Consider the following 25,513-nt stretch of genomic DNA (forward strand, 5'->3'; position numbering starts at 1 on the left):
TCGCGTTAGCGGCACAACTACCGCCAGTACACAGCAGCACACCGCAGTAGACCCAGGCGTACGAATCTAGATGAGGCTCTGCGCAGCGCGAAGCTGCACGCCCGCTGGTACGGCACTATTTCGACACACTGACATGCACACGATCTACCTAGTCCGCCCGTGTAGCTAAGAACCTGGTTCAGGCGATGCGCCTTCGATGCACGCGAACTGCCAGGTTAGGAGTCAGCCGTGTCCAAACTCGTCGCTAGCCGCTGCACTAGGCGGTCGATGCGCTGGAACGCCTCTGCTGCCGGAGGCTCCCCTTGATCCACCCCTGCCACAACTTCCACCTCGTCAAACCCGATCTGGCGTAGTTCATCCAAGTACGGCTGGAAGGTGTCGACCGCCCTGTTCATGAGCTCACCGTCACCGTTACGCGCTCGTTCCCACGGATTGACATCTGCTCGCATACGCGTCATCAGGTTCGCCAGATCTACCACGCACGCCATCCACGGACGTCTGACGGCGTTCTTGAACTGCTCAACCATCTGGCGAGCTGTCAAGATCACGGAGTCGGTCGCCAGGTCATTGAATGGTTTCACCGGGTCATAGATCCAGACCACGGCCCCCAGACTCTCACCGACCGTTACAGAAACATCCCACGCGGACCTGTTGACCGCCACATTCGTCGCGACCTCCGATCCAGACGGCAGTAGACGTTCCAAGGCCGAGGTCAGGTACAGGCGCACCCGATCCCCATCGCCACTTCCCTGCCCTGACGTCCCCTTGGCAGCAGTCTCGATCTGCTTCTCCGAGTCAGGTCGCACCTCGACATCAAGCAGGCGCCCAACTATGCCCAAGAGCTGCTGAGGCTGCAACATGAAGAGCCTCGTACCCGCCCGATCGCGCAGTTCATCAACCAGCTCAACGCGAGGACCTGCTGGCGCGCCCCTGACCTTCCGCCACCAGTCTTCCTTCACGTCACTGGTCACGAACAAGACGTCAACTGACCGTTGGCCCGCCTCGCGAAGAGTCTGCTCCCAGACGAGGTAATCACCCGGACCACGATGATCAGGCTTGTCTCGATCCATATAACCAGGAGGAATCCGTCCAGCGGCACGCCGATCTGCCTCCTGCAGGGCAACCACCAAATCCTCGCTTGGCAACCCGGTCCCGACGCGGCCCTCGAGCATCGGACGTAGAGCAGCGAACACCGGGTCACGGTTTGTGTCACGTGCTCCATGTAGCGGGTCATCACCATCCGGAACCTCGATCACTCCGCGGAGGGCCCTGTGCGTGGAGTCAACTAAGTCCATTAATTCGGATTGTCTTTCGCGGGATATACCCACGCTCCGACACCAGTTTTCTATCGTATGCGAAATCGCACGCACCGGCTTCTGCAGAGCATCGAGCGCCTCGCGACGCATGTTTGAACGACTGAGAATGGCAGCCTCACGGTTGCGCCAGAACTCTTCCAAAGCTTGATGAGGAATCCAGATGCCATCTCGAATCCGCCACAGCACGGCCAGCAAGTCAACCCGAGCCTGCTGATCAAAACGATAGAGGTTCAATAGCACGTTGGTGTCAAGAACGACCAGTCCAGAAGTCAATACGGCACGATAGTCTTCATCCGACGGCGACAGATAGCCTTCAAACCCTGCGGACAGACCACCAGGAGTCAAACCGCGTGGTTCGCCACCCATCGAATTCCCCTCGAATGAAAAATCCACCCAAACCAACGATCTCGAATTTTGTCAGCGCATTCAGATCTGACGACTTCTCACTATAGCCAACACGCGTGACGCACAATCTTCCGGATCTTCGTGTTCCCACATGCGGATCACCTCCCATCCGCCGTCACGCAGGAGCCGATCGGTCTCTCGGTCACGGGACCTATTACCCTCGATCTTGGCGCGCCAAAAATTCTTGTTCGTCGCTGCCGGGCGATAGTGCGCAGGACACCCGTGCCAAAAGCACCCATCCACGAACACCGCGACCTTGACCTTCGGAAAAACTACATCGACCGTCCTGCGCACATTAGACAAAGGAGCAACGCCGACCCGATAGCGCAGGCCCGCCCTGTGCAGCAATGCACGAAGCCTTAGCTCAGGCCCTGTGTTCTTCCCCCGATTTCCCCTCATCGAGGACCGCACAGCCGCCGATGACGCCCACGAGCCCGACTCCGCGACCTCGTCAGCAAGGAGCCCTTTGTCTCTGGCCAGCCGCCACCCTTGTGCGAGATTCTTTGATCTGACAGCTTCGTCCACCGTCCCCAAGAACACCGTGGACGACTTTCCTTGAGAAGCAAACTTCAGATATGCCCTGATCGTTGCATCACGCGAGCCGGACTTCAATACCACAGTGGCGAGGATATAACGGCCCTCTTCGACCGAAACCAGGCGACGAGCCCGGCCGCCCGCTGTTCGATCTTGTTCGGCCAGAGCAGCCGAGCGCGATCGACCCGGGCGAGCCTTCCACGCCCTTTCAGGCGGCTTCAACTTTGACGACGCCACAAACGTCACCCAGGATTCTCTGCCTTGTCCAAGGCTGTCGCGACGGCCCTGGCGAACACCTCACCCAGTACAACCGGCACGGCATTACCGAGCTGTCGCATCTGCTCGCCACGCGGTCCTGCGGGAATCCACTTGTCAGGGAATGTCATGACTCGTGCAGTCTCACGGACAGTCATATAGCGGTGCTTGTACCGCTGGCCACCCTCATGATCGTTTCCGGCAAGCCTATCGGTCAGCATGACGGACTCGCCACCGGGGACGCCGTGGACTCCCGCCTTCACGGTCTTCGCCGGTTTGTCAAGCTCGTTCGGCGTATGACCGTCGTAGATTCGGGCGTCCGGCCACCCGATATGATTGTTGTAGCCCTTGGGTTTGCGGTCGACACGATCCAGATGTGCTTCCGGAATCTCCGGCAGCCTCTTCCCGTCGGCACAAACACCAACGAGAGCGTCCCGCAACGTGCGCCACGGCTTCTTTCCATCATCCAACGGCGGATTCAAAGGCAGCCTCGAGATAACCCAATCTCGCACATGAGACGGCACGTCGGAATGCCTTTGCCAGTACTCCCCATCCACGTCGACCATAGAACGAATCAACGCGACTTCAGAGTACTCCGTCTTCTTGACGGAATCCTCAAAAGCCTTGATGTCGACATTCAGGTCAGCGCGGAACGCCACCACGATCACCCGATGACGAATCTGCGGGACACCGTAGTCCGCCGCGTTAACAGGAAAATGGCGCACGACATACCGCTTATCAGGCCCCTGCCTAGGATCCTCTATCCGCCCGCGAAGCAAAGCGTCATGCTCTTGCCAAGTAGACTCAGCCGAACGTTCTTCGAACGGCAACTCTAGCTCACGAAGAATATATTGAAAGTACGGCGCAAAAGAAGGCCGGAGCAAACCGCGGACGTTTTCACAAATGACGGCCTTAGGCTGCATTTCTCGGATCGCGCGAAACATCTGCGGGAACATGTTCCGGCGATCCTCGTCGCCTTTCGCGATACCTCCGAGACTGAACGGTTGACATGGCGGCCCGCCAGCGAGTACGTCGACGTCCTGTCCCGCGAGGTAGCTCATGTCGAGCTGTTGAACGTCGCCTCGCACGAGCGGTGGTCTTTGACCACCGGCAGGGATCCATGGAGTCTCACCCTCGGCGACGCCACCAGCCATCGCGTTGTCCTCGAGCGTGTCACACGCGCGCTTGGCGAACTCGTTGAACAGGAGAGTGCGGAAGCCGGCGTTCTGAACAGCCATGGCCAAGCCTCCACCGCCAGCGAAGAGTTCGACGGCAGTGCGGTCCTTGTGTTGTCCCGCTTGTGGTTCGGCCATGGCGGAGACCATACCAAGTCAACTTTCCAATGTTTCCTGATCTGACGATGCCGCGAGAGTGTCACAGGTAGACCACCATGACATCTGCCGCGCTCCATGTAACAGCACCACTCGCACGACGATGAGGCCTTCAAGCCCCGCACAAGATCGTGTGTGATCGCGCACAAGAAGACGCTGTCAGTACTAGTGTGACGAACACGGGGGCGCACCGATCACCGCCACACCCTCCGGCGCCTGAAGCTGCAGCTCACAGAGGCGACGGCAGGAACCATTCGTGCACAGGGAGACGCGTGAGCGACAGCCAGTTCATCAACGTCACGCCACACCCGAGAATCCTCGGCGTGCTCGGCGACATCGAGTTCGCGCACTGGCAGTGCGTCGCTGAACTCGTCGACAACTCGTTCGATGAATTCCAGGCTGCTGGGAACGCGGTCGGCCGGCCGGCCGTCTCGATCACGCTCCCAGCCGCCAACGCGAGCCGCTCCACAGCGGGCATCACCGTCAAGGACAACGGGCGGGGCATGAGCCTCGATGCGATCACCAACGCCATCAGCGCCGGTTGGACGAGCAATGGCAGGTACGGCTCGCTCGGCCTGTTCGGCATGGGCTTCAACATCAGCACCGCCCGGTTGGGCAGGCACACCACCGTCCGCTCTAGTCGAGCCGGCGACCCTCACTGGGTCGAAGTGGTCCTCGATCTACCAAGGATCGCCGAATCAGCGGAGTACCGAGCGCCGTACCGCCTGGTGCCGAAGAACGACATCGCGGAGCACGGCACGACAGTCACCATCAGTGACCTCAAGACGGATCAGTTCGAGACCCTGAAGCGACCGCGAACGCAGACGATCATCAGGGAGAAGCTCGGCGACATCTACAGCTACCTGCTTCGCGAACGCGGGTTCCTCCTCACCATCAACAACAAGAAGGTCGAACCGCGGCTGCCGTGCCTCTGGGATGAAACCAGGCATGTCACGCGTCGGGGTGTGGACATCCGTGCCGTCCAGCAGATCAACGTGCCCCTCAAAGTCAAGAAAGCCTGCCTTTCCTGCGGGCACTGGAACGCCGTGGAAGCAGAGACGTGCGAGGAGTGTGGGCAGGAGCGGCTCCAACTGCGTGAGCGCCAGATCTGGGGGTGGATCGGTGTCCAACGCTATGTGCATCGCTCCGACTACGGCTTGGACTTCATGCGCAACGGTCGCAAGATCCTTCTCAAGGACAAGCGTGTCTTCACGTGGCAGGACGAGGACGAACTGACTGAGCCCGAACTCGAGTACCCGATCGACTCGAAGAGCCCGACTGGCCGCATCGTAGGAGAGATCCACTGCGACCACGTGACGCCGAACTACCAGAAGAACGCGTTCGAGTTCGACACCCACGAGTGGCGCCAGGTGCTCCACTCGATCCGCGGTAGCAGCCCGCTGCGTCCAATCAAGGCTAAAGATCTCGGTTTGCCGGAAAACACGAGCCCGTTGGCTCAACTCTACGCTGGCTACCGGCGGCAGGACCCTGGCTTGAACTACCTGATCCCTGGGGACGGGAACCGCGCGCTGCACGAGAAGGCGATCGAGTGGGCCGACAAGTTCCGCAGAGGGGATCAGGACTACCGGACTGACCAGAAGTGGTATGACGCCGCTTACCAACACGATCATCCTGTCACTGTTCCGCCGGCCGGCGAGGACGACGACGAGATCCTGCCCGGAGTCGGGAACGACCTCCCAGACCCAAAGCCCGCTACCAGCGGCTCAGCACCTGGTGGCACCCCGGTGCACACAGACCCGCCAACCCCGCCGGTCAAGGAGCCGACGCTCGCCGAGCGATTGCAGAGCTACCGCGAAGCGGGTGAGCAGATCGTTGACCTTGCTGGTCCGTACACCTTGAAGGATCTGGGGTCGATCGAACTGGTCGTGTGGGCGGTCCGCAGCCACGACGCACTCGTTGACAGCAAGGGAAACCAGGCTCCGGTCGTCGCGTTCATGGCCCGCCCGCCACGCCTGGAGATCTTTGTGAACGTCACCGATGACCTCTTCCAGGCTCAGGGCACCGACGTCCGCGACCTGGCGTTGGTCGAGGCGGCGGAGTTTCTCAGGGTGCGGGCGAACTCGACGTCCACCCCGCTCACCGGGTTGGTACGTGAGTTGAAGGCGATCAGCAACATCGTTCCCTTGACCCCACACGCCATGGCGGACGAAGCAGAGCGTGTCCTCAACCTGGTCAGGTCGGGCATGGTCGCCTATGTGGCCGAGGATCCCAGCACCCATTGGGACCTGCTCACCGAGGGGGAACGTGCCGACGCGGAACAGCGCTACGCCATCGAGTCGGCCAACGCGACCAAATGGGAGGAGAAGATCGCGGACGGCGACTTCGTCCGATATCTCCCCGCCAACGCTGTGGTGCGCATCATCACGGCGACGCCGGAGAAGTTCCTAGACGGCAAGGTTTTCAACCGTCCCTTCCGATCCATTAACAATCCGAACGCCAGGGAGTTGGTCGTCGAGCGGCTGATCAATCCGCTGAGTGACCTCGCGTTGTTGGAGCAACATCGTCCCCGGCTCGACATCGAGGAGCTGACGCGAACGCGGTCGAGCTGTCGTCTCGTTGTTCGAGCCTTGGCCGACACTGACTGATCACATGCACCACTTCCTCGACGCCACGAGCCTGCGGGACGCAGGTCCGTCCCAGTTCCCAAGGCAGATCGAAAGACTCCTGTGGCACATAGGTTGCACGTCAGTCGTCAACATCGACGGTCCTGGGGACGAGGGTGGCGACATCCTCGCTCGTCGCGGAGGCGAGGACTGGGTGATTCAGTGCAAGTGGAAACAGCGCAGCGCGGTAGGCCCGGAAGCTGTCGACGAGGTGATCCGAGCGCGTGAGACCTATCGCGCGGACCAGGCGGTCGTCGTCACGAACACACAGTTCAGTCTGCCCGCTAGACGCAGGGCAGCTGAGCTGACCAGGCTCGGCCCGCCGATCCTGCTCTGGACTGGAGATCATCTCGCAGCAGCGTTCAACAAGCTTCCTGAACGCTTCGGAACGCCGACTTTGCGAAACTATCAACGAAAAGCACTCGATCGGATAGAGGCTGATCTCGAGTCGACTGGCCGCGCGCTCCTGGTTCTCGCCACTGGGTTGGGAAAGACTGTCATCGGCGGCGAAGCCGTCAACGCGCACCTCAGCCGCAATCCCACCGACAAGATCCTCGTGGTGGCGCATGCCAAAGACCTTGTGCACCAGCTTGAACGAGCGCTGTGGCGTCACCTTCCGAAACAGGTATCGACCAGACTGCTGACCGGTGACAACAAGACAGATGACATGTCAGGTGTCACCTGTGCGACGGTGGCCTCCGCCCTGAACGTTGCCCGATTCGGGTACCGGCCCGGCCTTCTGATGGTCGACGAGGCCCATCATCTTGGTGCTGAAGGACAGTACGAAGAGCTACTGCGAACGCTCGAACACTCGCGACAGTTCGGCGTCACCGCGACGCCGTGGCGAGGAGACGCGCACGACATCACTGATCAGTTGGGGCCTCCAAGCTTCCGCCTGGGCATCGAGGATGGAATGCGCGCGGGCTACCTCGTACAGGTCGACTACAAGCTGTTCGTCGATGACCTCGACTGGGACGTCGTGAGGGACGCCAGCACCCACTCGTACGGGCTAGCCGAGCTGAACTCAAAACTCTTCCTGCCACAGCGTGATGAGGCGATCAGAGACCAGTTGGCCGCCGTGTGGATGAGCACTCCTAGACCGCGGGCGATCGTGTTCTGTCGCACTGTCGAGCACACTGAACGCCTCGCGGAGCTATTGCGCCAGACACCACTGTGGTCAGGCGCTGACGCCTTGCACGCGTCGCTGACGAAGCGAGAGCGCCAGCGACGACTGCTGGCCTTCCGTTCAGGCGACACCCCGATCCTTGTGGCAGTCGACATCCTCAACGAAGGAGTCGATGTTCCGGACGTCAACATACTTTGCTTTGCGCGCGTCACGCACTCCCGGCGCATCTTCGTACAACAGTTGGGACGCGGCCTGCGGCTCAGGGAAGGCAAGGACCGCGTCATCGTCCTGGATTTCGTCAGTGACCTTCGCCGAATCGCGGCAGTGCTGAACCTCAAGCGATCGCTGAGCAGGACAGGCGAAATTGAGGTGCTAAAGACACGGGATCAGTCCAGAATCGAGTTCAGCGACCAGCGGGTCGCGACCCTGATGGAGGAATGGATCAAGGACGCGGCAAGCCTGGAGACCGCCTACGACGAACATCGACTCCAGTTCCCTGACATACATGAAGGCCAGGAGTGATTCGTGCCCGCGATACACCTTCCCACAGAGTTGCGCGACCAGATCATCTACGCTATGTATCGCCGTGCAGATGAGATGGACTGGCAGCTTCTTTCGAACTCCAAGAAAACCGCACAGTACCGCAGCTGGGTCGATGACAGAGAAGTCGGTGGACTCATGCTTCTACACGGAGCGGAGAAGGACGTCCGAGTCTGGCTCAAAGACGTCGTCATGAAGGAGTACGCACGCGCTCAGGAAGGAATCGGACCTTACGTAAGGTACCTTCCGGAGCGCTTTAAGGGTCCACAAGAGGTGGTCGGTGCCGCACTCAGCGACTCCTGGACGGTGAGACCCGACTCGGTCGCGATAAAACCGAATCGATGCACCGCGACCCGCGCAGGTTCGGACCGGCTGGTCGTGTGGGGACACCCAGGCACCTTCAAAGACTTGTTCTGGTCGGCCCTCACCCAGACCAAAGGACTTGGCAACGAGGCCGTGATCGTCATAACGACACGTGATGGCGAAAATATCGACGACACCGAGAAGGTCTGGCAGAAAACCATCGGCCTCCGCGGAGAGTTCGACGTAGTGCACCTGCATCGCCGCTTGGTACCCAATCCCGACTACGTCCCACCACCAAGTGCCAGCGACTAGATGGAACCGCCGTAGGCGCGCACCTCAGGTGGATTATCACCCTGCGGTGCGAGTGCTTGAAAGCATCGCCGAACGGGACGACAAGAACACTGCGCTGCTGCTGGGACACGACGTGAGTCCAGCTCGGCGGACGTGTCCAAGCGGCTGTTCGACGAGGTTGAACGGGGTCGCACCTTCGAAAGACCCGCTCGTAGCTCATTCAGGCCAGACCGGGCAGCACAACCGATTGCTGTGCGACCTCGTTTAAGTCGACAGGCCAGCGCGCCTAATACAGACGATCACCGCTAACAACGGCGTCGCGCACGCCTATTGGCAGTCAGCTCCTGACCGGCAAGCGTTCAGTGCTCCACGTCTGCCTGGATAACTGCGGCCCTGAGCTCGCTTGAGACCCTGACATCCGTCAGCCACCTTTCCTGCCTCCACGGTTTGGCGTCCGTACCCGCCCCAGCCAGAGGCAGCGCAAAGCTTCATGGCTCACGCCAGCCCGCCGAGTTTCTGAATGTCAGGATCCCGCCTTCAAGGAGTAGCTCTCCCTGTATCGCATCGCGATCGCGTTGAAGCTGTGGACCTGCGCGAGCCCAAGCACGCACGCGGCGATCACGGACGGCGCCGTCGCGAGCACGGTGGTGGCTCCAAACATGATCGACAGAAGCATGGTCGCCTGCACTGGCCGTTGCAGTAGATCAAGTTGTCTCAGCCTAGCCTCAGGTTACTATTTCTCTAAATTTGAGACTGGGATGGAGATGAAGACGATCGACGTGGGTGACAGCGTCCATGAGCGCGTGGCCCTGCTCGCCAGGGTGTGGGACGTCTCGCCGAGTGACGTGATCCGCCGTTTGCTGGACGAGTTCGTGCGGTCCGGCGGGCAGGCATCGCGCGAGCATGGCGACGACGAGGTTCCCATCCACGCCATGTACGAGGGTCAACGTATCGACGCCGTTTACCACACAAGGACCAAACGAGTTGATTCCGGCACAGGAGTGCTGGCCGGCAGGTCTTTCAAAAGCCCAAGCGATGCGGCGATGGCCATCGTGCAAGCGCTCAATCCGAAGGTCCATCCCAACCGCAACGGATGGACGTTCTGGAACATCACCGAGTCCGACAAGACCCTTGCGACGATCAAGCCGGAGTGAACTTTTGCTCGGCTGCACGCTCCGCAAAGTAGGCCCACGGCCATGCAGTTCTTGCGCCGCCGCTGCTACCTCGACGAACGCAGGTAGGTCGTGTCGCCGAAGTCCTCGTCGTCAGGCTGACCCAGGTCGTTGCGAAGGCGCTCCAGCCGACGCTCTCCCTCACCGGCGAGGCGCTCACGCTCATCCTCCGACGTCTCCTTGTAGCGCTGAGCCGTCTCCTGTACGCCTGCCGCGAGGCCTGGTTGAACAGTGGGCTCGCTACCGCCTCACGCAGGCCTCGACGCCGACCAGGACGTCGTCGACGAGCTTGCCGGCCGCCGGGTCGGCCGAGCGGTCGCAGAGGATCTTAAGCGACTCGCGCGGCACGTGAGAGCGGGACGCGTCGCCGCAGGCCACGTCGAGCAGCGGCTCCGACCTGGGGTTGGTCACGTCAGGCTCCCAGGCATTCGTAGGTGCCCTTGGACAGCGGGTGGTCCTTCATGTCGTGTAAGAGGCTCAGATAGCCGGCGACCGTGCAAGCGACGCCGGTGCAGATCGTCCACGCCATGCCGTGGGCTTTGTAGACGTCCCCCACCGAGATCGCCTCCATCGCGGTTGCGACCATGACCGCGCCGCCCGCGATCGCGCCGACTACGGTCCAAGACGCGGCTGCGGTGGCTGCTGCCTCGATGGCCCAGGCGATAACGAGGTCCGACAGCAGTTCCAGGAGGCTGACGATCGTCTTCGCCAAGCCCCACACGCCGAAGGCGGCCTATTTGAACTGATGGCCAGTGTTGTTGAGTGCGCTGATCTGTGCGCAGAGCCGTTGACAACTGATCGAAGAAGGACCGTGCAGCGGTCGCCGCGTTGCCCTCCAGCCTTGAACGTCGTGTCGACACCGCCCGACACGACGCTGGCGAAGGACTCGTTGAACTTGCCCAGGTTCTTGAAAGCGCTGCCCGATCTCGCCACAGCCTCCCAGTCGCCCACCATCCCCTCGGCGACCCACTCGGCCCGGTTGACGCGAGCAGAGCGTTGCTTCGAAAGGGTCGCGACCACCTCGTGCGCCGGGGGCCTGCTGATGCCAGCCAGCAACTCGGCCTCGCGCACGCGGAACATTCGGCGAGTGCCCGTCGGACCGGTAGGCCTTCTCTTGCTGGCAGGATGTGACGCAGGGGGTCGTGCTGTCGGACGCGCGTTCTCCTTTGCCGGCCCGAGGATTGGACGCAATGGGACGCTCGTCGGTGTTCACCTTCCAGTACGTCGCCATCGACACGGAGGCCGGTGTCACGCCGGAGGAGTTCGAGGCCTTCGTGCGTGCTGAAGGCGTTCACCTGCCTTTGTACCCGGGGTGGCGGTGGACTCTGCTGCGCGGGTTGCGCGGGGAGCGGACCGGGCAGTACCTGATGTTGTACGAGATCGACAGCGCCGAGCAGCGCGACCGCTACGTCACAGCCCGGGGTGAGCAGACCGAGCAGGCCAGGCAGTTCTGGGCACAGCATCCCGAGGCGGAGGCCGTGCTGGCGCGATGGCGGCGGCTGGGCACGTTCGGTGAGCTGCCCACGTTGTTCACCGACTACCGGCTGCTGGCCGACAACCCGCGGAGCACGGTCACGCCCGGCCCCCGCTACCGCGACCGCCCAGGCGAAGAGCCCGTGGCACGGGTCGTCGGGATCCACAACCTGGCGTTGCGCGCCGGTGTGACCGAGGAGATGTTCGACCGCTTCATCGCCGAGAACCACCACCGGATCGACGACTACCCGGACTGGCGGTTCCACGTGCTCAAGGGCGAGCGGGGCAACCGCCTCGACCAGTACGTGATGATGATGGAGATCGCGAGCCTGGACGCGCTCGACGTCTTCTACCCCGAGCCCGACATCGCCACGGACAAGGGCGCGGAGTTCGCGGCCGCCCACCGCGACACCAAGCAGATGTACGAGGAGTGGAAGCAGCTGGCCTCGTTCTCGGGCTCGCCGCAGATCTACACGGACTACCTCGCCGTCGCGGAGAACCCGGCGTAGACCCGCCCTACCAGGTCCCCTGCCGGAGGCATGACCCCGCCCTGTGGATGACCAGGACCGGCCGGTCCTCGGGGGCCGCTGGCTGCTTCTCACGATGGGTCCAACCGACACGTCTGTTGTTCACGAACCCGTTCGTGAACAACAGACGTCGTCATGACCGTTGCTCCAGCCAGGTGTCAAGTGCCGCGGACTCGTCGAGCAACGTGAGTCCAGGCGTGTGTGCGGCTAGGTTCTTGGCCAGGTCGGTCGGATCAGTCAGGCTTATCACCACGAGTTCTGGGATGCCGGAACGCCTGGCCTCCGTGTGCAGCCTGGACACCGTGGCCGAGTCGAGGGCGAACGGGGTCCGCTTGATGGCGATGGCGATCCGGCGTTGCCCGTTCTCCAGCACGAGGTCGAAACTCGCGTGTTCGGTCCGCACCGCCTGCCACGGACTCCCGCCGCCCGACCGGTTCAGCAGCCGACTGCGAATGCGAGTGACGTCGTCGGGGTGGGCGGAGCTCGCCGAGCCGTTCAACGCCTCGGCGAGGCTGTCGGAGACCTGCCGCCTGATCTGGCCGGTGAACGCGCGTTCCGCCCAGACCAGCGGGGCCACCAGCAGGAAGGCCGCGCCTAGTTCGAGGGCGACCGACTGGGCGTACCCGTCGGCGAACCCGCCGGCCACGACGGCGATCCCGCCCGCGATGGACAGCGCCATCGCGAAGCGGGTGCCGGCGTGGTGACGGGAGGTCATGCGGACAGGGCCTGAGGTACGGCCGACGTGATCACGCCGATCGGGCCTCTGGGGTTCTGAGCGATCCGGACCTCCAGGCGCTGCCCCGTCTCGAAGCGGCTGGGGGCGTCCGGACCGAGGTCGAGGAACAGGTCCTGGACGAATCCGCGTGAGTCGCTCAGGCGGTGGAAGCCGTATGCGACGCACACCCGATCGACCGTGACGGTGAGGGTGGAATCGAGCAGGAGCGCGCACACGGCGCGTGCGTGCCTGCCCTCTCCGTGTGCAGCCTCAGGCAGGAAGAACACGGTGGCGCCGGTGGTGGGATGTGCGTTCTGGCCCGTGAGGTGCGTGCGGTGCAGGAAGTACGTGGTGCCGTCGGCCGCGGTGATGAAGCCGTTGGCGCGGTCCTCGGCCCACCTGGTCACCGTTCCCCTCAGCCAGGATCGGCGCTGGGAGTTGCCGGCGGCCTTCTGCACCGGCGGCGCGGGCAGGTCCACGATCTTGGTGACCTCGCGGGCCCGCACGCTGAACGGCTGGGCCGCCCAGAGGATCTCGCGGTACTTGATCCGCTCGGGGAAGTCGGCGGCCGGCAGTTCTTCCACCTGCGACAGGTACTGGCCGCCCTCACGGTTGATCACGTTGCCGTAGTTGGCGAACACCCGCATCATGTTGGACGCGTCGACAGTGCCGTTGTCCACGAAGATCGCCCCGGCGTTCGCCGCGTTGGCCAGCCGCGCCGACCGGTCCACAGCAGTGCCGATGTAGTCGGCGTGGACGCCGTTGCTGAACTCGACGACCTTGCCGGCACCGATGCCGATGGCGCAGTTGCACCGGTAGGTGTTCTCGCGCTGGGCCTCCGCGATCCGTTCCTGCACCTGGATCGCGGCGTTGATGGCCTCCGCGCCGAGGTCGAGGGAGAACGTGGCGACGACGCCGTCGTTGAGGTACTTGCAGATCGTGCCGCCATGGCCGGCCACGGCGTCACCGACCTGGTCGTAGAACCAGCCCATCGTCGGCAGCCAGTGCGCGTCGCCGTGCTCCTTCATCGACACCGCGTCGGTCAGCGTGACGTGCATGACGAGCTTTCCCACGCGCTGCGCCGTGGTGAACGCCTCTCGCAAGGAATCCATTGTGTCCACTCCCCTGTTGAGTCCTGAAGTCCCGGGCCTGCGGGCCGGTGACATCAGAGTGACTCGACGGAGGTGCTGGGCGCTGTCCGTGAAATTCAGGACACGGTCGAGGGAACCACGGCCAGTTCCACGTTCATGGCCTCGTCGGCGTACTCGGTGAGCTCCGCCTCCGGCACCGCGATCCGCAGAGCTGTCGCCCGTGCCGCGTTGTTCGGCTGACACAACAGGTTGACCGTGACGGCGTCGTCTCTTGAGGACAGGGTGAGGGTCAGCTCGTCGGGCAGCGGCGTGGTGGACAGCGCGGCGGCCAGGATCGTGCGCACGGCCTGCGGCGGGTCGATCGTGTCGGTGTCCGCCTGCACGACCACCACGCACCCGTCGGCCCTGGCGTCCATCATCCGGTGTCGGAGATCGGGGTCCAGCACACCGGGGATGTGCAGCTCGTCGCGCGCCATCCACTCGAGCCTGCGGGCGCGCATGCGGGTCGGCTCGGCGGAGACCAGCGCGTCGTCACTCTCGGCGAGCTGCCGCAGGAACGGCAGGATCTCCGCACCGATGTCGGCGATCCTGGCGGCGTGCAACGAGGTCCTGGCCTCACGAGCCGCCGCAGCCGTGGCGATCTCGGTGCGCTCGGCCCCTGACCACAGCACGATCGCGCCCAGCCGCGCGACGGTGTTGGCGATGACCAGGCCCATCGCGAGCGCCAGCACGGGCGCGGTGATCGCCGGCGCCGCGTCGGAGAAGGCCTCGGTGACGAACTGGCCGCGCAGGACCAACGTGATCAGCACGACCTCTTCGACGAGCAGAGTGAGCACCGCCAGCGGCCAGCGCCACAACGTGGCCAGCACGACCAACATCGGTCCCGGCGCGCCGACCGGCCACGAGACGAACGTCGTGAGGCTGTCCGCCGGTATCACCAGCACACCGGCCACCGCACCGCCCGCCGTCCACACGGCTGCGAGCACCCCGGTCCACAACGGTGGCTGGCTGCGCGCGTGGAGGATCAACCACACGGTCGCCGCTGCCATCACCGCGTACCACGCGGCCAGCCAGTCCATGCCGGGCGCGGTATCGAGGTTGTGCACTACCGGCAACGCCATGCTGAACAGGTAAGGAAGGCAGACCGCGGCGAGCGGCTGCCGGAGGTCGTCCACGGCCGATCGCATGCCTCGCATCCGCGAGAACCCCTGCCGTTCCTGCTCGACGGACGGACGTTGCCACCGCAGTTCCGCGGTGGTGCCCTCACCTGGCCGCGAACTGATCTCAGCGCTGCCGCCGATTTCGGCAAGACGTCCTGCAACGGACCGACGCAGCCCGAGCGAGGTGGCTTGTACCGCCCGTGCCGAGAACCCGATACCGTCATCGCGAACCCACAGCACAAACCCGTTGTCGTCGCCGGAAAGCGTGACCCAGGCGGTCGAGGCCCTGGCGTGTTTGCCGATGTTGCGCAACAGTTCCGCTGCCGCGTCGGCCACCTCCCCGACGACGTGGGCGGGCGCGAACACCGCGGTGTCCCCCTCGCGGACCATTCGCACGCCTGCAGGCCCAGGCAGCTCGTCCAGGTGTGCGCGCAGATCCTGAAGCTCCGCCGAAGGTGGTGCGGGTGTGGCTTCTGCCCGTCTGATCGCCGCCGCGGAGGCACTGCGCACCTCGACCGGGGCGACGCCGGAAAGAGCCGCGGCACGCAAAGCGGACGCCACGTCGTCGTGCAAGGTGCGCTGGAACTGCTTGTGCGCCGCCCGTTTCGCCTCTTCCTCAGCCGCACGGACCTGCGTCTCGTGGACCGCGCGCCGCGCCGCATCGGCCTTGGCCGCCGTCTGCCTGAGCACCTTGCTCACCGCTCCCGCGGCGAGTGGCGCGGCCAGCAAAGGCCACGTCCCCAGCAATGCTCCCCCCAGCCCGTCCATCCGCACTGCGGTCAGGACGTAGACCACGACGAGTCCGGCGCAGATCCCGATCGCGGGCTTCGTGCGCTGGTAGCCGGCAGCCAGGGTCGCGGCCACGACCATCGCGTTGCTCCTGGTCGCCATCGGCAGCACCTGCTCTGCCGGCACCAGGTAGGTGAACGCGCTGACCACGGACAACACCGCCGCCGCAACGCTGTCCGCCGGGGCGAGCCGGACGTACCACGCCCGTGCGGCCGTCACCGTCAGAAGAACGACGAACGCGGCTGACATCACGAGCACTGGCACCGGCAGCCGTTCGTGCACCGGCAGAATCGTGCCGAGGTGTGATCCCACGAGCAGCAGGGCCAGCGCGGCGAACGACCGCTGCATGCCTCGTTCGACGCTGTACCCGTAGGTCTCGACCAGCTCAGGGTTCGTCATGGCGATGCCGGTACGGCAGCTCGATGTGCCCGTCTTCGAGTGCGAGAGCCACGATCTCCCCTGGGCTCGGTGGCACCGGCACGTCCAACGCCTCCCGATAGCGTTCGCGTGCCCGGTCGAGGTAGGTCGGCAGCGTCTTCTCGCTGATCCCCAGTTCCTTCGCGACCAGTCTGCGCGGCAAGCCCTTCGCAATCAGCGACAGCACGTCCCGCTCCTGCTGCGAGAACTTGATGAACGCCCGGCGGTCCTCCATGATCGCGTGCGCCAGCCGGCTCGAACACGAGCTCTGCCCCTGCGCCGCAGCCCGGATCGCCTCGACCACCCGGTCCTCCGGATCGCCCTTCAGCACCAGGCCCACAGCCCCCGCCTTCAACGCCTGGTGCACGTACCCGGGACGTGAGTCCGACGTGTAGACGACCACCTGGGCGCCTGCCTCGCGCAGCCGCCGCACGTTGTCCCCGACCGGCTCGTCGTCCGGAAGCAGGAGGTCCAGCAGGACGACCGCGGGAACGGGCTCCATCTCGAGCAACGCCGACACCGAGGGGCACACAGCCGCCAGCCGGATGTCCGGCGCCTGCTCGGCCAGGTAGGCACCCAAGCCGCGCAGCAACATCGGATGATCGTCGATCGCCCCAGTCGTGATCACGTTCGCCGCCCCTCTCCGCACCTGACTTCCTGAACGTCGGGACCGCGGGCAGGAACGTGAGCGGGTTCAGCGAACTACACCCGTTTGGACCACAACGCACCTCGTCCTGCCGCGGCCGCTCTTGGTCGCGGCCCTTCTTCGTCAAGCGTTCAGCGCGGCGATCAGGTCGTCGCCCGGCAACTCCACGCCCAGCTGGCCACCGGGGTTGATGACGAGCACGGCGCCTGCCAGTGCCGGGGCCAGTTCGCGGCCCGTCGTCTCCATCGGGGAGGCGGCCTCGGGCGGCAGGTGGCCGGGTGCCGACCAGGCCGCCACGAAGCGTTGGCCGTCCTGGGTGACGCCCATGCGCAGGTTGCCCTGGCCGTCGGTCTCGAGGATCAGGTGGGCGTCCAGCGTCGCCTTCAGCAGGCTGTGCTGCGGTGCCCAGCCGGCCGCCGCGTACCCCAGCGACACGTCGAGGTTCGCCAGGGGTTCGGGGAAGCCTCGCCGTTGCGGGCCGGGGCGGTAGTTCGGGTTGAGGTAGGTCTCGCCGGTGAACTCGCCGTCCGGGCCCACGCCGTACGCGCCGAAGAGCGTGGCGTCCGGGACGCCCTCGATGAAGTTCGGGTTCACCTCGGGGTCGGCGCACCACAGCCAGCTGTCGGGGACCTGGAGGCGGGCCTGTTCGCGCATCGAGTCCGTGATCGGGGGGAGGCCGGGGTGCAGTGTGAAGTCGTCGATGTAGCCCGGGAACTCGGTGAACCGGTTCGGCAGGACGTAGGCGCGGACGCCTTCCGCGGTGACGGCGGTGATCAGCGTCCACGGGCCTTTGAGGCGGTAGAGGTGGTGCTCGCGGTCCGAGTCGATCGGGCTCTCGTAGGCGAGGTTGCCGTCGGGATCGCCGTAGCGGTGCACGAACAGGTCCTCGACCTGGGTCAGCCGCACGCCGGTCATCGTGTCGAGCTGCGGGTCCTGCTCGGAGATCACCTGGTACGGCGACTGCCAGGCCGGCAGTTCCTCGTCGATCTCGAACCGCAGCGCGTCCTGGTTCTCGATGAGCTGGCCGATCAGGTAGGTGACCGCGTTGCGGACGTCCGCGAACCTCTCGAGCTTCGCCTTCTGCTCGCCCTCGGCCCAGTAGACCTCGTACCAGTCGCCGTCGCGGACCAGGCACCACGCCTGGTCGCGGTGGCCTTCCAGGCTGTAGAAGCGCGGGCTGGTCTGGACACGGGTGATCACCAGGCGCAGCGGTGCCAGCGCCCTGTCGAACGCCGCCTCGATCTGGTTCTCGTTGAACGGCCTGCCCATCGCGAGCGCGGCCGCGCGGGCCTTCGCGTTCTCCGTGACGACCGGGCACTCGTAGCGGTGCTGCCGGATGTGGTCGACCAGCGCCATCGACGGCGGGATGTCGTGCTCGCGCAGGTAGTGCGCGACGCCTTCCGGCCACACCCAGCGCCCGTCGGTCCGGAAGGCGAGCGGCACGACCCGCTCGGCGCCGCTGAAGAGGTCGTTCGCCGAGCCGCGCGACGACAGGACGACCGGGGCGCTCTCCAGGTACTGCAGCAGCAGGTACTTCTCCCTGGCGCCGACCATCGGCCGGTACCAGACGCCTCTGCCGTCCTCGACCACGTCGAAGGCGCGCACCAGTTCGAGCGGGACCGCGACCTCCGGCTCCCGTGGCAGGAACGCGTGGGCGCGGCCTGACTGCTGGGCCTTGCCCGCCGCGTGCCACATCCAGTCGGGCACCGCTTCCGGTCGCCTGGGCATCAGCCGCAGTTCGTCCGAGGCGTTGTCGAGAGCGCTGCCGTAATGCACCGGAACCAGCCACTCCGGCTGACCTTCGATCACGAACCGGCGGGTCGTCTCGCCACCGGGGACGAAGGTGAAGCTCGCTGTGAACCACGTGCCGAGGCTGTTGCGGAAGTCGCGCAGCCGCTGCCGGTGCAGCCACTGGCTGACCATCACCGGCGGCGCCCACGAATGGCTGGTGCCGTCCACGACGACCGTCGCGACGATCTCCATGTGGCCTCCGAGCGCGCGGCACTGGAGGTCGATCTGCTGCCAGCCTTCCGGTGCCAGCGCGACGACGGCTTCCTCGACCCGGCCCGCGATCGAGGTGTTGGTGCGCGGCATCGTGTCGCCGGGAGGCAGCGACGGGTACTGCGGCCAGCCGCCGCGCATCGACGGCAGTGTGCGGAGGAGGACCAGCCGATCGGTGCTCACGTGGCCCTGCAACGGATCCAGGTCCGTCGGCACCGCACCTTCCTCGGTGACTCGCCAGACCTCGGCACCAAGCACCGTCTCGAACTGCCCGGTCGTCGCGTTCGTGCCGGGTTCGAGCCGGAACGCCGTGTTCCCGTCGATCGCGATGTCGAACTGCACGTGCTTCACTCCTTGCCGTACAAAGGAAAGACGGTCACGACTGGCGCGTTTCGATGAACTCGGCCCACTTCGGCGGCTGTTTGCCCATTTCCTCCATCATCTCCAACATGTCCCGGAGGTCGGCGACGTTCGGCGCGGTGCCCGCGAACCAGTCGCTGACGCTGGCCCACGCCCTGCGCGCGCCCTCTCCCTCGACGACGTCCCAGACGGGCGGGTCGTCCTGGTCCAGGTCGGCGCCGTCGACGACGTGGTAGGCGTAGCCCTGGTGCGCCGTGAGGGCCAGCAGGCCGCGCGGGTCGGTCAGCTCGTGGTCGAGGCCGCCCAACGTGGCGACGACGTGCCGCTTGCGTTCCGCGGTCATCGCATCGACACCGAACGCGGTTCCGGCGAGCCACAGTCCTGATCGGACACCCATGATGCGCAACACCTCGCGCACCGCCTCGGGAACCTGTTCCACGCCTTGGTCTGCGGCCATCTGGTCGATCTGGTCGTCGGACGCGCCGACCACGGATCCGCGCCGCAGACCGCTCGCGCACACGCGGTCGAAGATCGCGTCGATGCGCTCGCCCGGGTTGTCAGTCGGATGGTTCACAGCGGGTAAAGCCTTTCTCCTGCTCGGTTGACGACTTCCAGGCGCATGTTCGGGAAGACGCGCTCGTAGGTGAGCATGATCTTCTGGCACGACAGGCAGATCTGGAACTCGGCCGGGGTTCCGTCGCGCTTGGCCGACGGCAGGTCGACCACCATGCGGAGATCACCTGAGATGTCCGCGGCGGAGAACGGCGTGTGGGTCGTGCCGTTCGCCTCCGCCCTCGCCGCCGCGCGCTTGTTCAGCTCGTCGATCGCGAGGGACATGCGGTCCTGCGTGCGCTGCACCTCGCCCTTGAAGCCGTCGCGGTAGTAGTTCGGGTCGTCCTTGTCGAGCCTGTCGACCAGCCTGTTGGCGTCCCGCAACGCCGCATCGACCTCGTTGCGGGACAACCCGCTGTGCTCGGCGAGCTGGTGCCGCGCGAGGTCCTCGAACATCTTCGGCTCCGAGTCGTTGACCCTCGGTGTGCCGCCGCCGTCGCGCCAGGCCCCGCTCTCCGGGTCGTACGAGGTCGCGTTGGACGTCTCGAAGAGCCGCTCGTTCTTCGGCGGCTGCTGCGGGGCTTCCGCGGCGGGACTCCAGTCGTGCTGCTTGCCGCTGAAGTTGTAGAAGTCGGCCGACTCGCCGTCGCGATCACTGCGGTAGCGGGCCGTCGACAGGGTGCGCTCGTGCGGGCGGCGTTCGGCGTCCGTGCTCGGGTTGCGGCCGGTGAGCTCGCGGACCGAGTCCAGGCCCTCCTCGCGCTTCTCGCGGTTGTCCTCGCGCACCTCGCGGAAGTCGTCCTCCCGCTCACCCCGCCGCTCCGCGCCCATCGGCGCGAACTCGGGCGTCTCGTCGCCCCAGTCGGGCGTGTGCCCTGGTGGGTGAGGACCCTCGTGGATGGTCTGCGAGCCGTCCGGGCCGAACGTGCTCCACTCGCCGTTCGGCGGCCAGCCGGGACGGTCGTTCTCCTGCCTGCTGGCGAAGACGTTGCCGTCGTAGTCGACCCAGGCGTCCGTGTTCGGCGCGGTCACCGGCACGCCGAGCTCCTGAGCGAGCTGAGCCGCGAACCCGTCCTGGTGCCTGCCCGACTCGCACCCGACGAGGGTGATCGGGTCGCCCCTGTAGTCGGGGTTGGCGCGGATGACGTCCGCGACGTCCCTCGGAGTGAGCGGGTGGTTGCCCACCTGTGCGTTCTGCGCGGTGCTGTGCACGTCGACCACGAACTGGCCGGGGATCCTCGGTATTTCGGCGGCCGTGTAGTACCCGCCGTTGTGCGTGCTCCTGTCGAAGATCGACATGCCGGCGGGAGTGCTGTGCACGTGGTCCCGCACGACCGGGTCGAGCCCTTCCCGCAGCGAGTCGAGTCGGTCGCTGAGGGGTTTCTGCGGGCGTTGCGGGGGTTCTTCGTCGCGGCGATCGGTGTCGCGCTGCTCGTCCCGGTCCTGTTTGGACGGTGTGTCCTCGTGCCGCGGGGAGTCGGGCCGTGCCTGGTCCTGGGCAGGGCCGTCCTGGGGCGTCTCCTGGTGCGGACGATCGTGCGGGTGGTCCGGGCGGGCTTCGGGCTGGGTGTGGCTCGGCGACGGCCGCTCGGTGCCGGGCACCTGGCCGGTCGGCTGCGGCGTGGAGCTGAGTCGCTCCGCGATGGAGGGACGGGGCAGGTCCGGCTGGCGTGGCAGCGGCTGCGCCGGGCCGGACTGGCGCTGCTCGGGCACGTCGGACCTGACCGGGATGTCGCTGTGCCGGGGCGCGACCGGCTCCCGATTCGGAGGCGTCCGGTCGGCGCGGGTGTCGGCTCGCGTGTCCGTGGAGCCGTCCGCCTGCGCGGTGGTGCTGTCGGCGCTGCGGTGGCCGATGAAGTCCGGGTTCGGCACGAACGGCCCGAGCACCCGCCCGCCGTCGTAGCTGACCTGGTGCCAGCCCTCGACGTAGCGCCAGTCGATGCCGCCGGGGAAGAGCGTCTCGTTCTCGGCGTACCTGCGGTTGTGGACGACGTTGTCCAGCGTCGCGTCGGTCATGATGCCGCCTGGCGCCTTGATGACGTACACCTTGCCTTCGCCCGTGCCCGACCGCTCCATCGCGACCTTCTCGTTGGGCGTGGTGCTGACGAAAGCGTTGGTGTGCGCGTCGACGTGCCGGCGGAAGTCCGGCTCCTCCCAGTGCCTCGGCACGTCGAAGCCGCCCGCCGCCTTGATCTCCTCCGGCGAGCGCGTGTCGCCGCGGTACAGGACGTTCTCGTCCCTCATCCAGCCGGGGACGTCCCGGTAGACGACCTTCGACGGGTCCACGCCGTAGTGGACGGGGTCGAGGCCCCGGATGGCGACCGGCGGCCCGCCGTCGGGTCCGGGAAGCGGCGACGTGTAGGACGGGTGCGGCTTCGGCGGTTCTTCCGGAGTCGGCTGGTGCGCGTCCGGCGCCGGCCCGGTGCCGGGGTGCTGCCCACCCGGCGGGCCGAACGTGCCGGGAGCCTGCGGCATGCCCTGGTGCGGACGTGCCGGAGGCGCGAACGACTGCGGCGGACCACCGGGACGCCGGTCGCCGGCCTGCGGAACCGGCGCGGTGCCGTGTCCCGGCATGCCGGGCGGGCGGTGCGCGGGCGGGGGCTGCTGGTGCAGGCCCGGAGGTGGGCCGCCTGGGCGGTGGGCGCCGGGCGCGTTCGGACGGGTGTGGTGGGAGCCGGGCGCGTTCGGGACACCGGGGTGGGAGCCGGGCGCGTTCGGAACACCGGGGTGGGAGCCGGGCGCGTTCGGAACGCCGGGGTGGGAGCCGGGTGCATTCGGAACGCCGGGGTGGGAGCCGGGATGCGTGTTCTGTCCCCACGGCTGCGTGCCGGGACGCGTGTGCTGACCGTTGCCGGGCATGCCGGGGCGCATGCCCGGAGCACCCTGCGGCATCCCGTGACCACCCGGCGGTGTGCCAGGACGTGTGCCGGGGCCACCGGGCGGTACACCAGGTCCGCCAGGGCGCATGCCCTGACCGTTCTGCGGCACGCCGGGATTCCCGATGTGGGTGCCGGGCGGCATGCCGCGACCATCCGGGCGTGTGCCAGGCGGTGCACCGGGGCGCATGCCCTGGCCGGCGGGAGGGGCGCCGGGTGCGTTGCGTCCGGCAGGACCGGCGTTCTGCCCGAACCCTTGGCCTGGGCCTCCAGGCGCGTGCGGGTTGGGCGCACCGCGTCCCTGTCCACCGGGAGCCGGGCCACCGTGCGGGCCCCCGAAGCCCTGAGCCGACGCGGGAGTCGATCCGCCGGGGTTGGCGTGGACTGCTCTCTGACCAGGTCCGGCAGGGGCCTGTCCGGGTCCAACCCGCCCCGCTCCTGGCGTTCCCGGTCCAGCCGCGCCACCGGGATGCCCAGGCGCTCCTGGCGGACGGCCCTGGCCACCGGGCGAGCCGGCGACGGGCGCGCGACCCTGCCCACCCGCTGCTCCACCCGGTGGGCTCCCAGCAGGAGCACGCCCCTGACCACCCGCCGCGGCCGCACCGGAAGGTGGGCCGCCGGCAGGCGCACGCCCTTGACCGCCGGCAGGTGAACCGCCGGCGGGTGCCTGTCCTCCGGCTGCGTGCATGCCCGAGGGCGGGCCTGCGGCGGGCGCACGCCCTTGGCCGCCCGCGGGTGCCGTGCCGGTCCCCTGGCCACCGGGACGAGGCGCACCACCCGGACCAGGACCACCTGACGAGTTCGGTGTGCGCGGTGGTGCACCTCCTCCCGGAGGAGACGCACCACCGGTCGCGGACGGGACCGGGCTGGATGTGGAGGGTCGCCCGCCCTGGCCGGTGCCTGCCGCTGTCGTGGAGGTCGAAGGCCCGGCCGGAGTGGCGTTGCCGGGCAGCGTCACCGGTGGTCCGGACGGCGCGGGCGTCCTGGTGGGGCCGCTGCCCGAGGCGGCACCCGGCATCGAAGGTGGCGCGGAGGCCCGGTTGCCCGCGGACGACGAGGACGTAGCAGGTGTGCTGGTCGACGCGGTGGCGGAGGTCTGGGCCGGCGCCTTCGACTGGATGCGGTTCATCGACGACGCGGCGGACTGGTCGGCGTCGCGCGCGGTGCGCGCGGTCTCCCTGGTCTTGGTGCCCGCGTGTTCGGCGGCTGCGGCGGCCTTCTCGGCGCCGCCGCGAGCGGTCTGGATCGCCTTGTCGGCGTGTTGCATCGCCACCTGGCCGAACACGCCCGCGCTGCCCGAGGTGGCGTTGATGTTCAGCTTGCTCGCGACGGAGGAGCGGACCTGGTCACCGCGGCCGGTGATCTTGCCGCCGAGCGACTCGACGGCGTCCGGGTCCATCCGGGTGCCGCGACCACCGACGCCGCCCGGCGTCGACGGTGACGGTGACGGTGAAGGTGAGGGCGACGGCGTGTTGCTGCTGTGCGAGCCGCCGCCGTGATGAGAGGAGGACCCCCGAGTCCGGCCGGTCATCAGGCGTTGGCGGCCGGCATGTCATAAGGCTTCACGGCGTCGTAGGCGGACTTGGCGTAACCGCCGTACTCCGAGAACCGTTCGAGCCCCTTGACCAGGCCCTGCATCTTCTCGGCGAGCTTGGCCATGCGACCGCCGAATCGCGCCATCGCGGACGCGAGCTTCGAGAGCCTGCCCGCGATCTTGGTGGCCATCATGGCGGCACGGGTGCCCGCGTAGCCGGCGAACGCGGCGATGGAACTGCCGAGCGTGACCACGGCCGACGCGGCGGCGATGAGCGCGCTCGCGATCAGTTCGCCGATGAGGTCCGAGATCCAGCCGAACACCAGCGACCGCAGCTCGCAGACGAGCGCGCCGGAGAGCGCGTAGATCGCCGCGGTGCCGTCCATGGTCTTGCCGAGCGCGTCGTACTCGCCGGCCATCTGGTCCATCTCGCGCTTGAACGCGTCCCCCGACGCGCCCTCCCAGTCGGAGACGGCGCGCATGTCCTCGCGGTGCTCCTGGGCGACCATCTTCATCTGCAGCGCGGCCTGCTTGAGCTGGTCGGTGTTCGCGTTGATCTCGTCCGGGTCGCCCAGCAACGCGTCCAGCGGCTCGCGCAGGAAGTCGACGTGCTCCAGCAACCAGCCGACACCGGCGGATGCCAGCATTCCCAACGGGTTCGCCATCGTGGCGACCACGTCCACCACCACGCCGGCACCGCCGAGCGCGACGTCGATGACGTCCGGCCCTTCGCCCTCGGACTCCGACGTCAACGTGTCGACGAAGCCGGCGACGCTGTCCACCACGCCCGCCCCGGTCGACCACGTGGTCGTGCTGTTCTCCTCAGCCACGGCTCCCCCAGCCCCTACTGCTTCTTGAAGATCGAGTCGCCACCGAAGTCGTCGTCCTCATCGGCGCTCGGACGCGGCGCGGGACGGCGGACGGGCGGCGGAGGCGGCGCCGTCGCGGCGCGCTCCTCGTACTCCTCGTTGAACGAGTACCCCGCCGGCTTCGGCTGCTCTTCCTCCTCGGGCGGCGGCAGGTACTCGGTGATCACGCGGTAGGTCTCGGAGCCCTCGCCCTCGACCGCGGCGAACGTCTCGGCGACCTTCACGGCCGCGCCGCGCTGGGCGTTGCGCGCGATCTCCAGGATCTCGGCGGACAGCTGGCCGTGCGACTTCCGCATGGCGTCCGCGGTCAGCTCAAGCCCGGTCAACGCGCCGTTGGGCGCGACGCTGACGAGGATCGACCCGTCCTTCGACGAGGCCGAACCGCCCGCCTGCGCCAGCCCCTCCTGGACCGCGGCGGCCTTCGCCTGCGCGTCGGCGATCTTCGACTCGAAGTCGCGCATCCACTCCTCGGGCGTCTTCACCCTGTCCCCCAGTTCACGTTCGACCGTACGGCCCAAAGGATTCCACAGCGGAGACGGGCGTGCCGCTGCAACGGCGGAATGGGCTCCGGCGGCATGACGAACGCCGGGCAGGACCACGTCCTCC

21 protein-coding genes are annotated in these 25,513 nt (G+C 66.5%); 6 read left to right on the top strand and 15 right to left on the bottom strand.

The window, feature by feature from the left end; translation table 11 throughout:
• Nucleotides 1-215: 215 nt before the first annotated feature.
• Genes IE307_RS24330 through IE307_RS24340 form a run of 3 tightly spaced genes read right to left on the bottom strand, consistent with a single transcriptional unit; the run spans nt 216 to nt 3,823 of the window.
• Nucleotides 216-1,709: a PIN-like domain-containing protein gene (locus IE307_RS24330; RefSeq protein ID WP_191301422.1), complete on the bottom strand. Its 1,494-nt coding sequence runs from the start codon at nt 1,707-1,709 to the stop codon at nt 216-218.
• A gap of 33 nt (nt 1,710-1,742) precedes the next feature.
• A complete protein-coding gene (locus IE307_RS47475) occupies nt 1,743-2,501 on the bottom strand; it encodes a very short patch repair endonuclease (protein ID WP_191301424.1) in 759 nt (252 codons plus the stop codon).
• Nucleotides 2,498-3,823: a DNA cytosine methyltransferase gene (locus IE307_RS24340; protein WP_191301426.1), complete on the bottom strand. Its 1,326-nt coding sequence runs from the start codon at nt 3,821-3,823 to the stop codon at nt 2,498-2,500. Before IE307_RS24340 ends, IE307_RS47475 begins: the two co-directional genes overlap by 4 nt.
• A 290-nt stretch (nt 3,824-4,113) precedes the next feature.
• Here IE307_RS24340 and IE307_RS24345 point away from each other — a divergent pair, with 290 nt between their 5' ends.
• From IE307_RS24345 to IE307_RS24355, 3 genes are read left to right on the top strand one after another with little or no spacing between them, the layout of a single operon-like run.
• Entirely contained in the window at nt 4,114-6,447 is a 2,334-nt protein-coding gene (locus IE307_RS24345) for an ATP-binding protein (RefSeq protein WP_191301428.1), read from the top strand.
• A 4-nt stretch (nt 6,448-6,451) separates the two neighbouring features.
• A complete protein-coding gene (locus IE307_RS24350; protein WP_191301430.1) occupies nt 6,452-8,113 on the top strand; it encodes a DEAD/DEAH box helicase family protein in 1,662 nt (553 codons plus the stop codon).
• A gap of 3 nt (nt 8,114-8,116) precedes the next feature.
• Entirely contained in the window at nt 8,117-8,746 is a 630-nt protein-coding gene (locus tag IE307_RS24355) for a hypothetical protein (protein ID WP_191301432.1), read from the top strand.
• A 502-nt stretch (nt 8,747-9,248) separates the two neighbouring features.
• On the opposite strand, the gene IE307_RS24360 is transcribed toward IE307_RS24355, so the two are convergent.
• Nucleotides 9,249-9,401: a hypothetical protein gene (locus IE307_RS24360; protein ID WP_191301434.1), complete on the bottom strand. Its 153-nt coding sequence runs from the start codon at nt 9,399-9,401 to the stop codon at nt 9,249-9,251.
• 88 nt (nt 9,402-9,489) lie between these two features.
• On the opposite strand from IE307_RS24360, the gene IE307_RS24365 reads away from it, so the two are divergent.
• The gene (locus IE307_RS24365; RefSeq protein ID WP_191301436.1) at nt 9,490-9,879 is read left to right on the top strand and encodes a hypothetical protein; all 390 of its coding nucleotides are present in this window, start codon (nt 9,490-9,492) and stop codon (nt 9,877-9,879) included.
• Nucleotides 9,880-10,137: 258 nt separating this feature from the next.
• On the opposite strand, the gene IE307_RS24370 is transcribed toward IE307_RS24365, so the two are convergent.
• Both IE307_RS24370 and IE307_RS24375 read right to left on the bottom strand, forming a co-directional pair.
• Nucleotides 10,138-10,308, bottom strand: coding sequence for a hypothetical protein (locus IE307_RS24370; protein ID WP_191301438.1), 171 nt, complete (start codon nt 10,306-10,308; stop codon nt 10,138-10,140).
• A gap of 1 nt (nt 10,309) precedes the next feature.
• Nucleotides 10,310-10,609 carry a hypothetical protein gene (locus IE307_RS24375; RefSeq protein WP_191301440.1) on the bottom strand — a complete coding sequence of 100 codons (300 nt, stop codon included), beginning with the start codon at nt 10,607-10,609 and terminating at the stop codon, nt 10,310-10,312.
• Nucleotides 10,610-11,087: 478 nt separating this feature from the next.
• On the opposite strand from IE307_RS24375, the gene IE307_RS24380 reads away from it, so the two are divergent.
• Nucleotides 11,088-11,879 carry a hypothetical protein gene (locus IE307_RS24380; protein WP_191301442.1) on the top strand — a complete coding sequence of 264 codons (792 nt, stop codon included), beginning with the start codon at nt 11,088-11,090 and terminating at the stop codon, nt 11,877-11,879.
• 151 nt (nt 11,880-12,030) lie between these two features.
• Here IE307_RS24380 and IE307_RS24385 read toward each other — a convergent pair whose 3' ends face one another.
• From IE307_RS24385 to IE307_RS47480, 7 genes are all read right to left on the bottom strand, one after another.
• Complete coding sequence (locus IE307_RS24385) at nt 12,031-12,612, bottom strand: restriction endonuclease (protein WP_191301444.1); 582 nt, start codon at nt 12,610-12,612, stop codon at nt 12,031-12,033.
• Nucleotides 12,609-13,724, bottom strand: coding sequence for an adenylate/guanylate cyclase domain-containing protein (locus IE307_RS24390; protein ID WP_191301446.1), 1,116 nt, complete (start codon nt 13,722-13,724; stop codon nt 12,609-12,611). The genes IE307_RS24385 and IE307_RS24390 overlap by 4 nt, the downstream gene beginning before the upstream one ends.
• A 95-nt stretch (nt 13,725-13,819) precedes the next feature.
• Nucleotides 13,820-16,051: a sensor histidine kinase gene (locus IE307_RS24395; protein WP_191301448.1), complete on the bottom strand. Its 2,232-nt coding sequence runs from the start codon at nt 16,049-16,051 to the stop codon at nt 13,820-13,822.
• A complete protein-coding gene (locus IE307_RS24400; RefSeq protein WP_191301450.1) occupies nt 16,038-16,697 on the bottom strand; it encodes a response regulator in 660 nt (219 codons plus the stop codon). Before IE307_RS24400 ends, IE307_RS24395 begins: the two co-directional genes overlap by 14 nt.
• 141 nt (nt 16,698-16,838) lie before the next feature.
• Nucleotides 16,839-19,058, bottom strand: coding sequence for an SseB family protein (locus tag IE307_RS24405; RefSeq protein ID WP_191301452.1), 2,220 nt, complete (start codon nt 19,056-19,058; stop codon nt 16,839-16,841).
• A 34-nt stretch (nt 19,059-19,092) separates the two neighbouring features.
• Nucleotides 19,093-19,650, bottom strand: coding sequence for a hypothetical protein (locus IE307_RS24410; protein WP_191301454.1), 558 nt, complete (start codon nt 19,648-19,650; stop codon nt 19,093-19,095).
• Complete coding sequence (locus IE307_RS47480; RefSeq protein ID WP_191301456.1) at nt 19,647-22,649, bottom strand: DUF8616 domain-containing protein; 3,003 nt, start codon at nt 22,647-22,649, stop codon at nt 19,647-19,649. Before IE307_RS47480 ends, IE307_RS24410 begins: the two co-directional genes overlap by 4 nt.
• A 751-nt stretch (nt 22,650-23,400) precedes the next feature.
• Between IE307_RS47480 and IE307_RS24420 the strand changes: the two genes are divergently transcribed.
• On the top strand, nt 23,401-24,003 hold the full coding sequence (locus IE307_RS24420; protein WP_191301458.1) for a hypothetical protein: 603 nt from the start codon (nt 23,401-23,403) through the stop codon (nt 24,001-24,003).
• Between the two features lie 31 nt (nt 24,004-24,034).
• Here the strand turns inward: IE307_RS24420 and IE307_RS24425 are convergent, their stop codons facing one another.
• Nucleotides 24,035-24,868, bottom strand: coding sequence for a WXG100 family type VII secretion target (locus IE307_RS24425; protein WP_191301459.1), 834 nt, complete (start codon nt 24,866-24,868; stop codon nt 24,035-24,037).
• A 14-nt stretch (nt 24,869-24,882) separates the two neighbouring features.
• A complete protein-coding gene (locus tag IE307_RS24430) occupies nt 24,883-25,389 on the bottom strand; it encodes a YbaB/EbfC family nucleoid-associated protein (RefSeq protein WP_191301460.1) in 507 nt (168 codons plus the stop codon).
• Nucleotides 25,390-25,513 lie beyond the last annotated feature (124 nt).

Source organism: Lentzea cavernae (assembly GCF_014653695.1).
Lineage (GTDB): Bacteria > Actinomycetota > Actinomycetes > Mycobacteriales > Pseudonocardiaceae > Lentzea > Lentzea cavernae.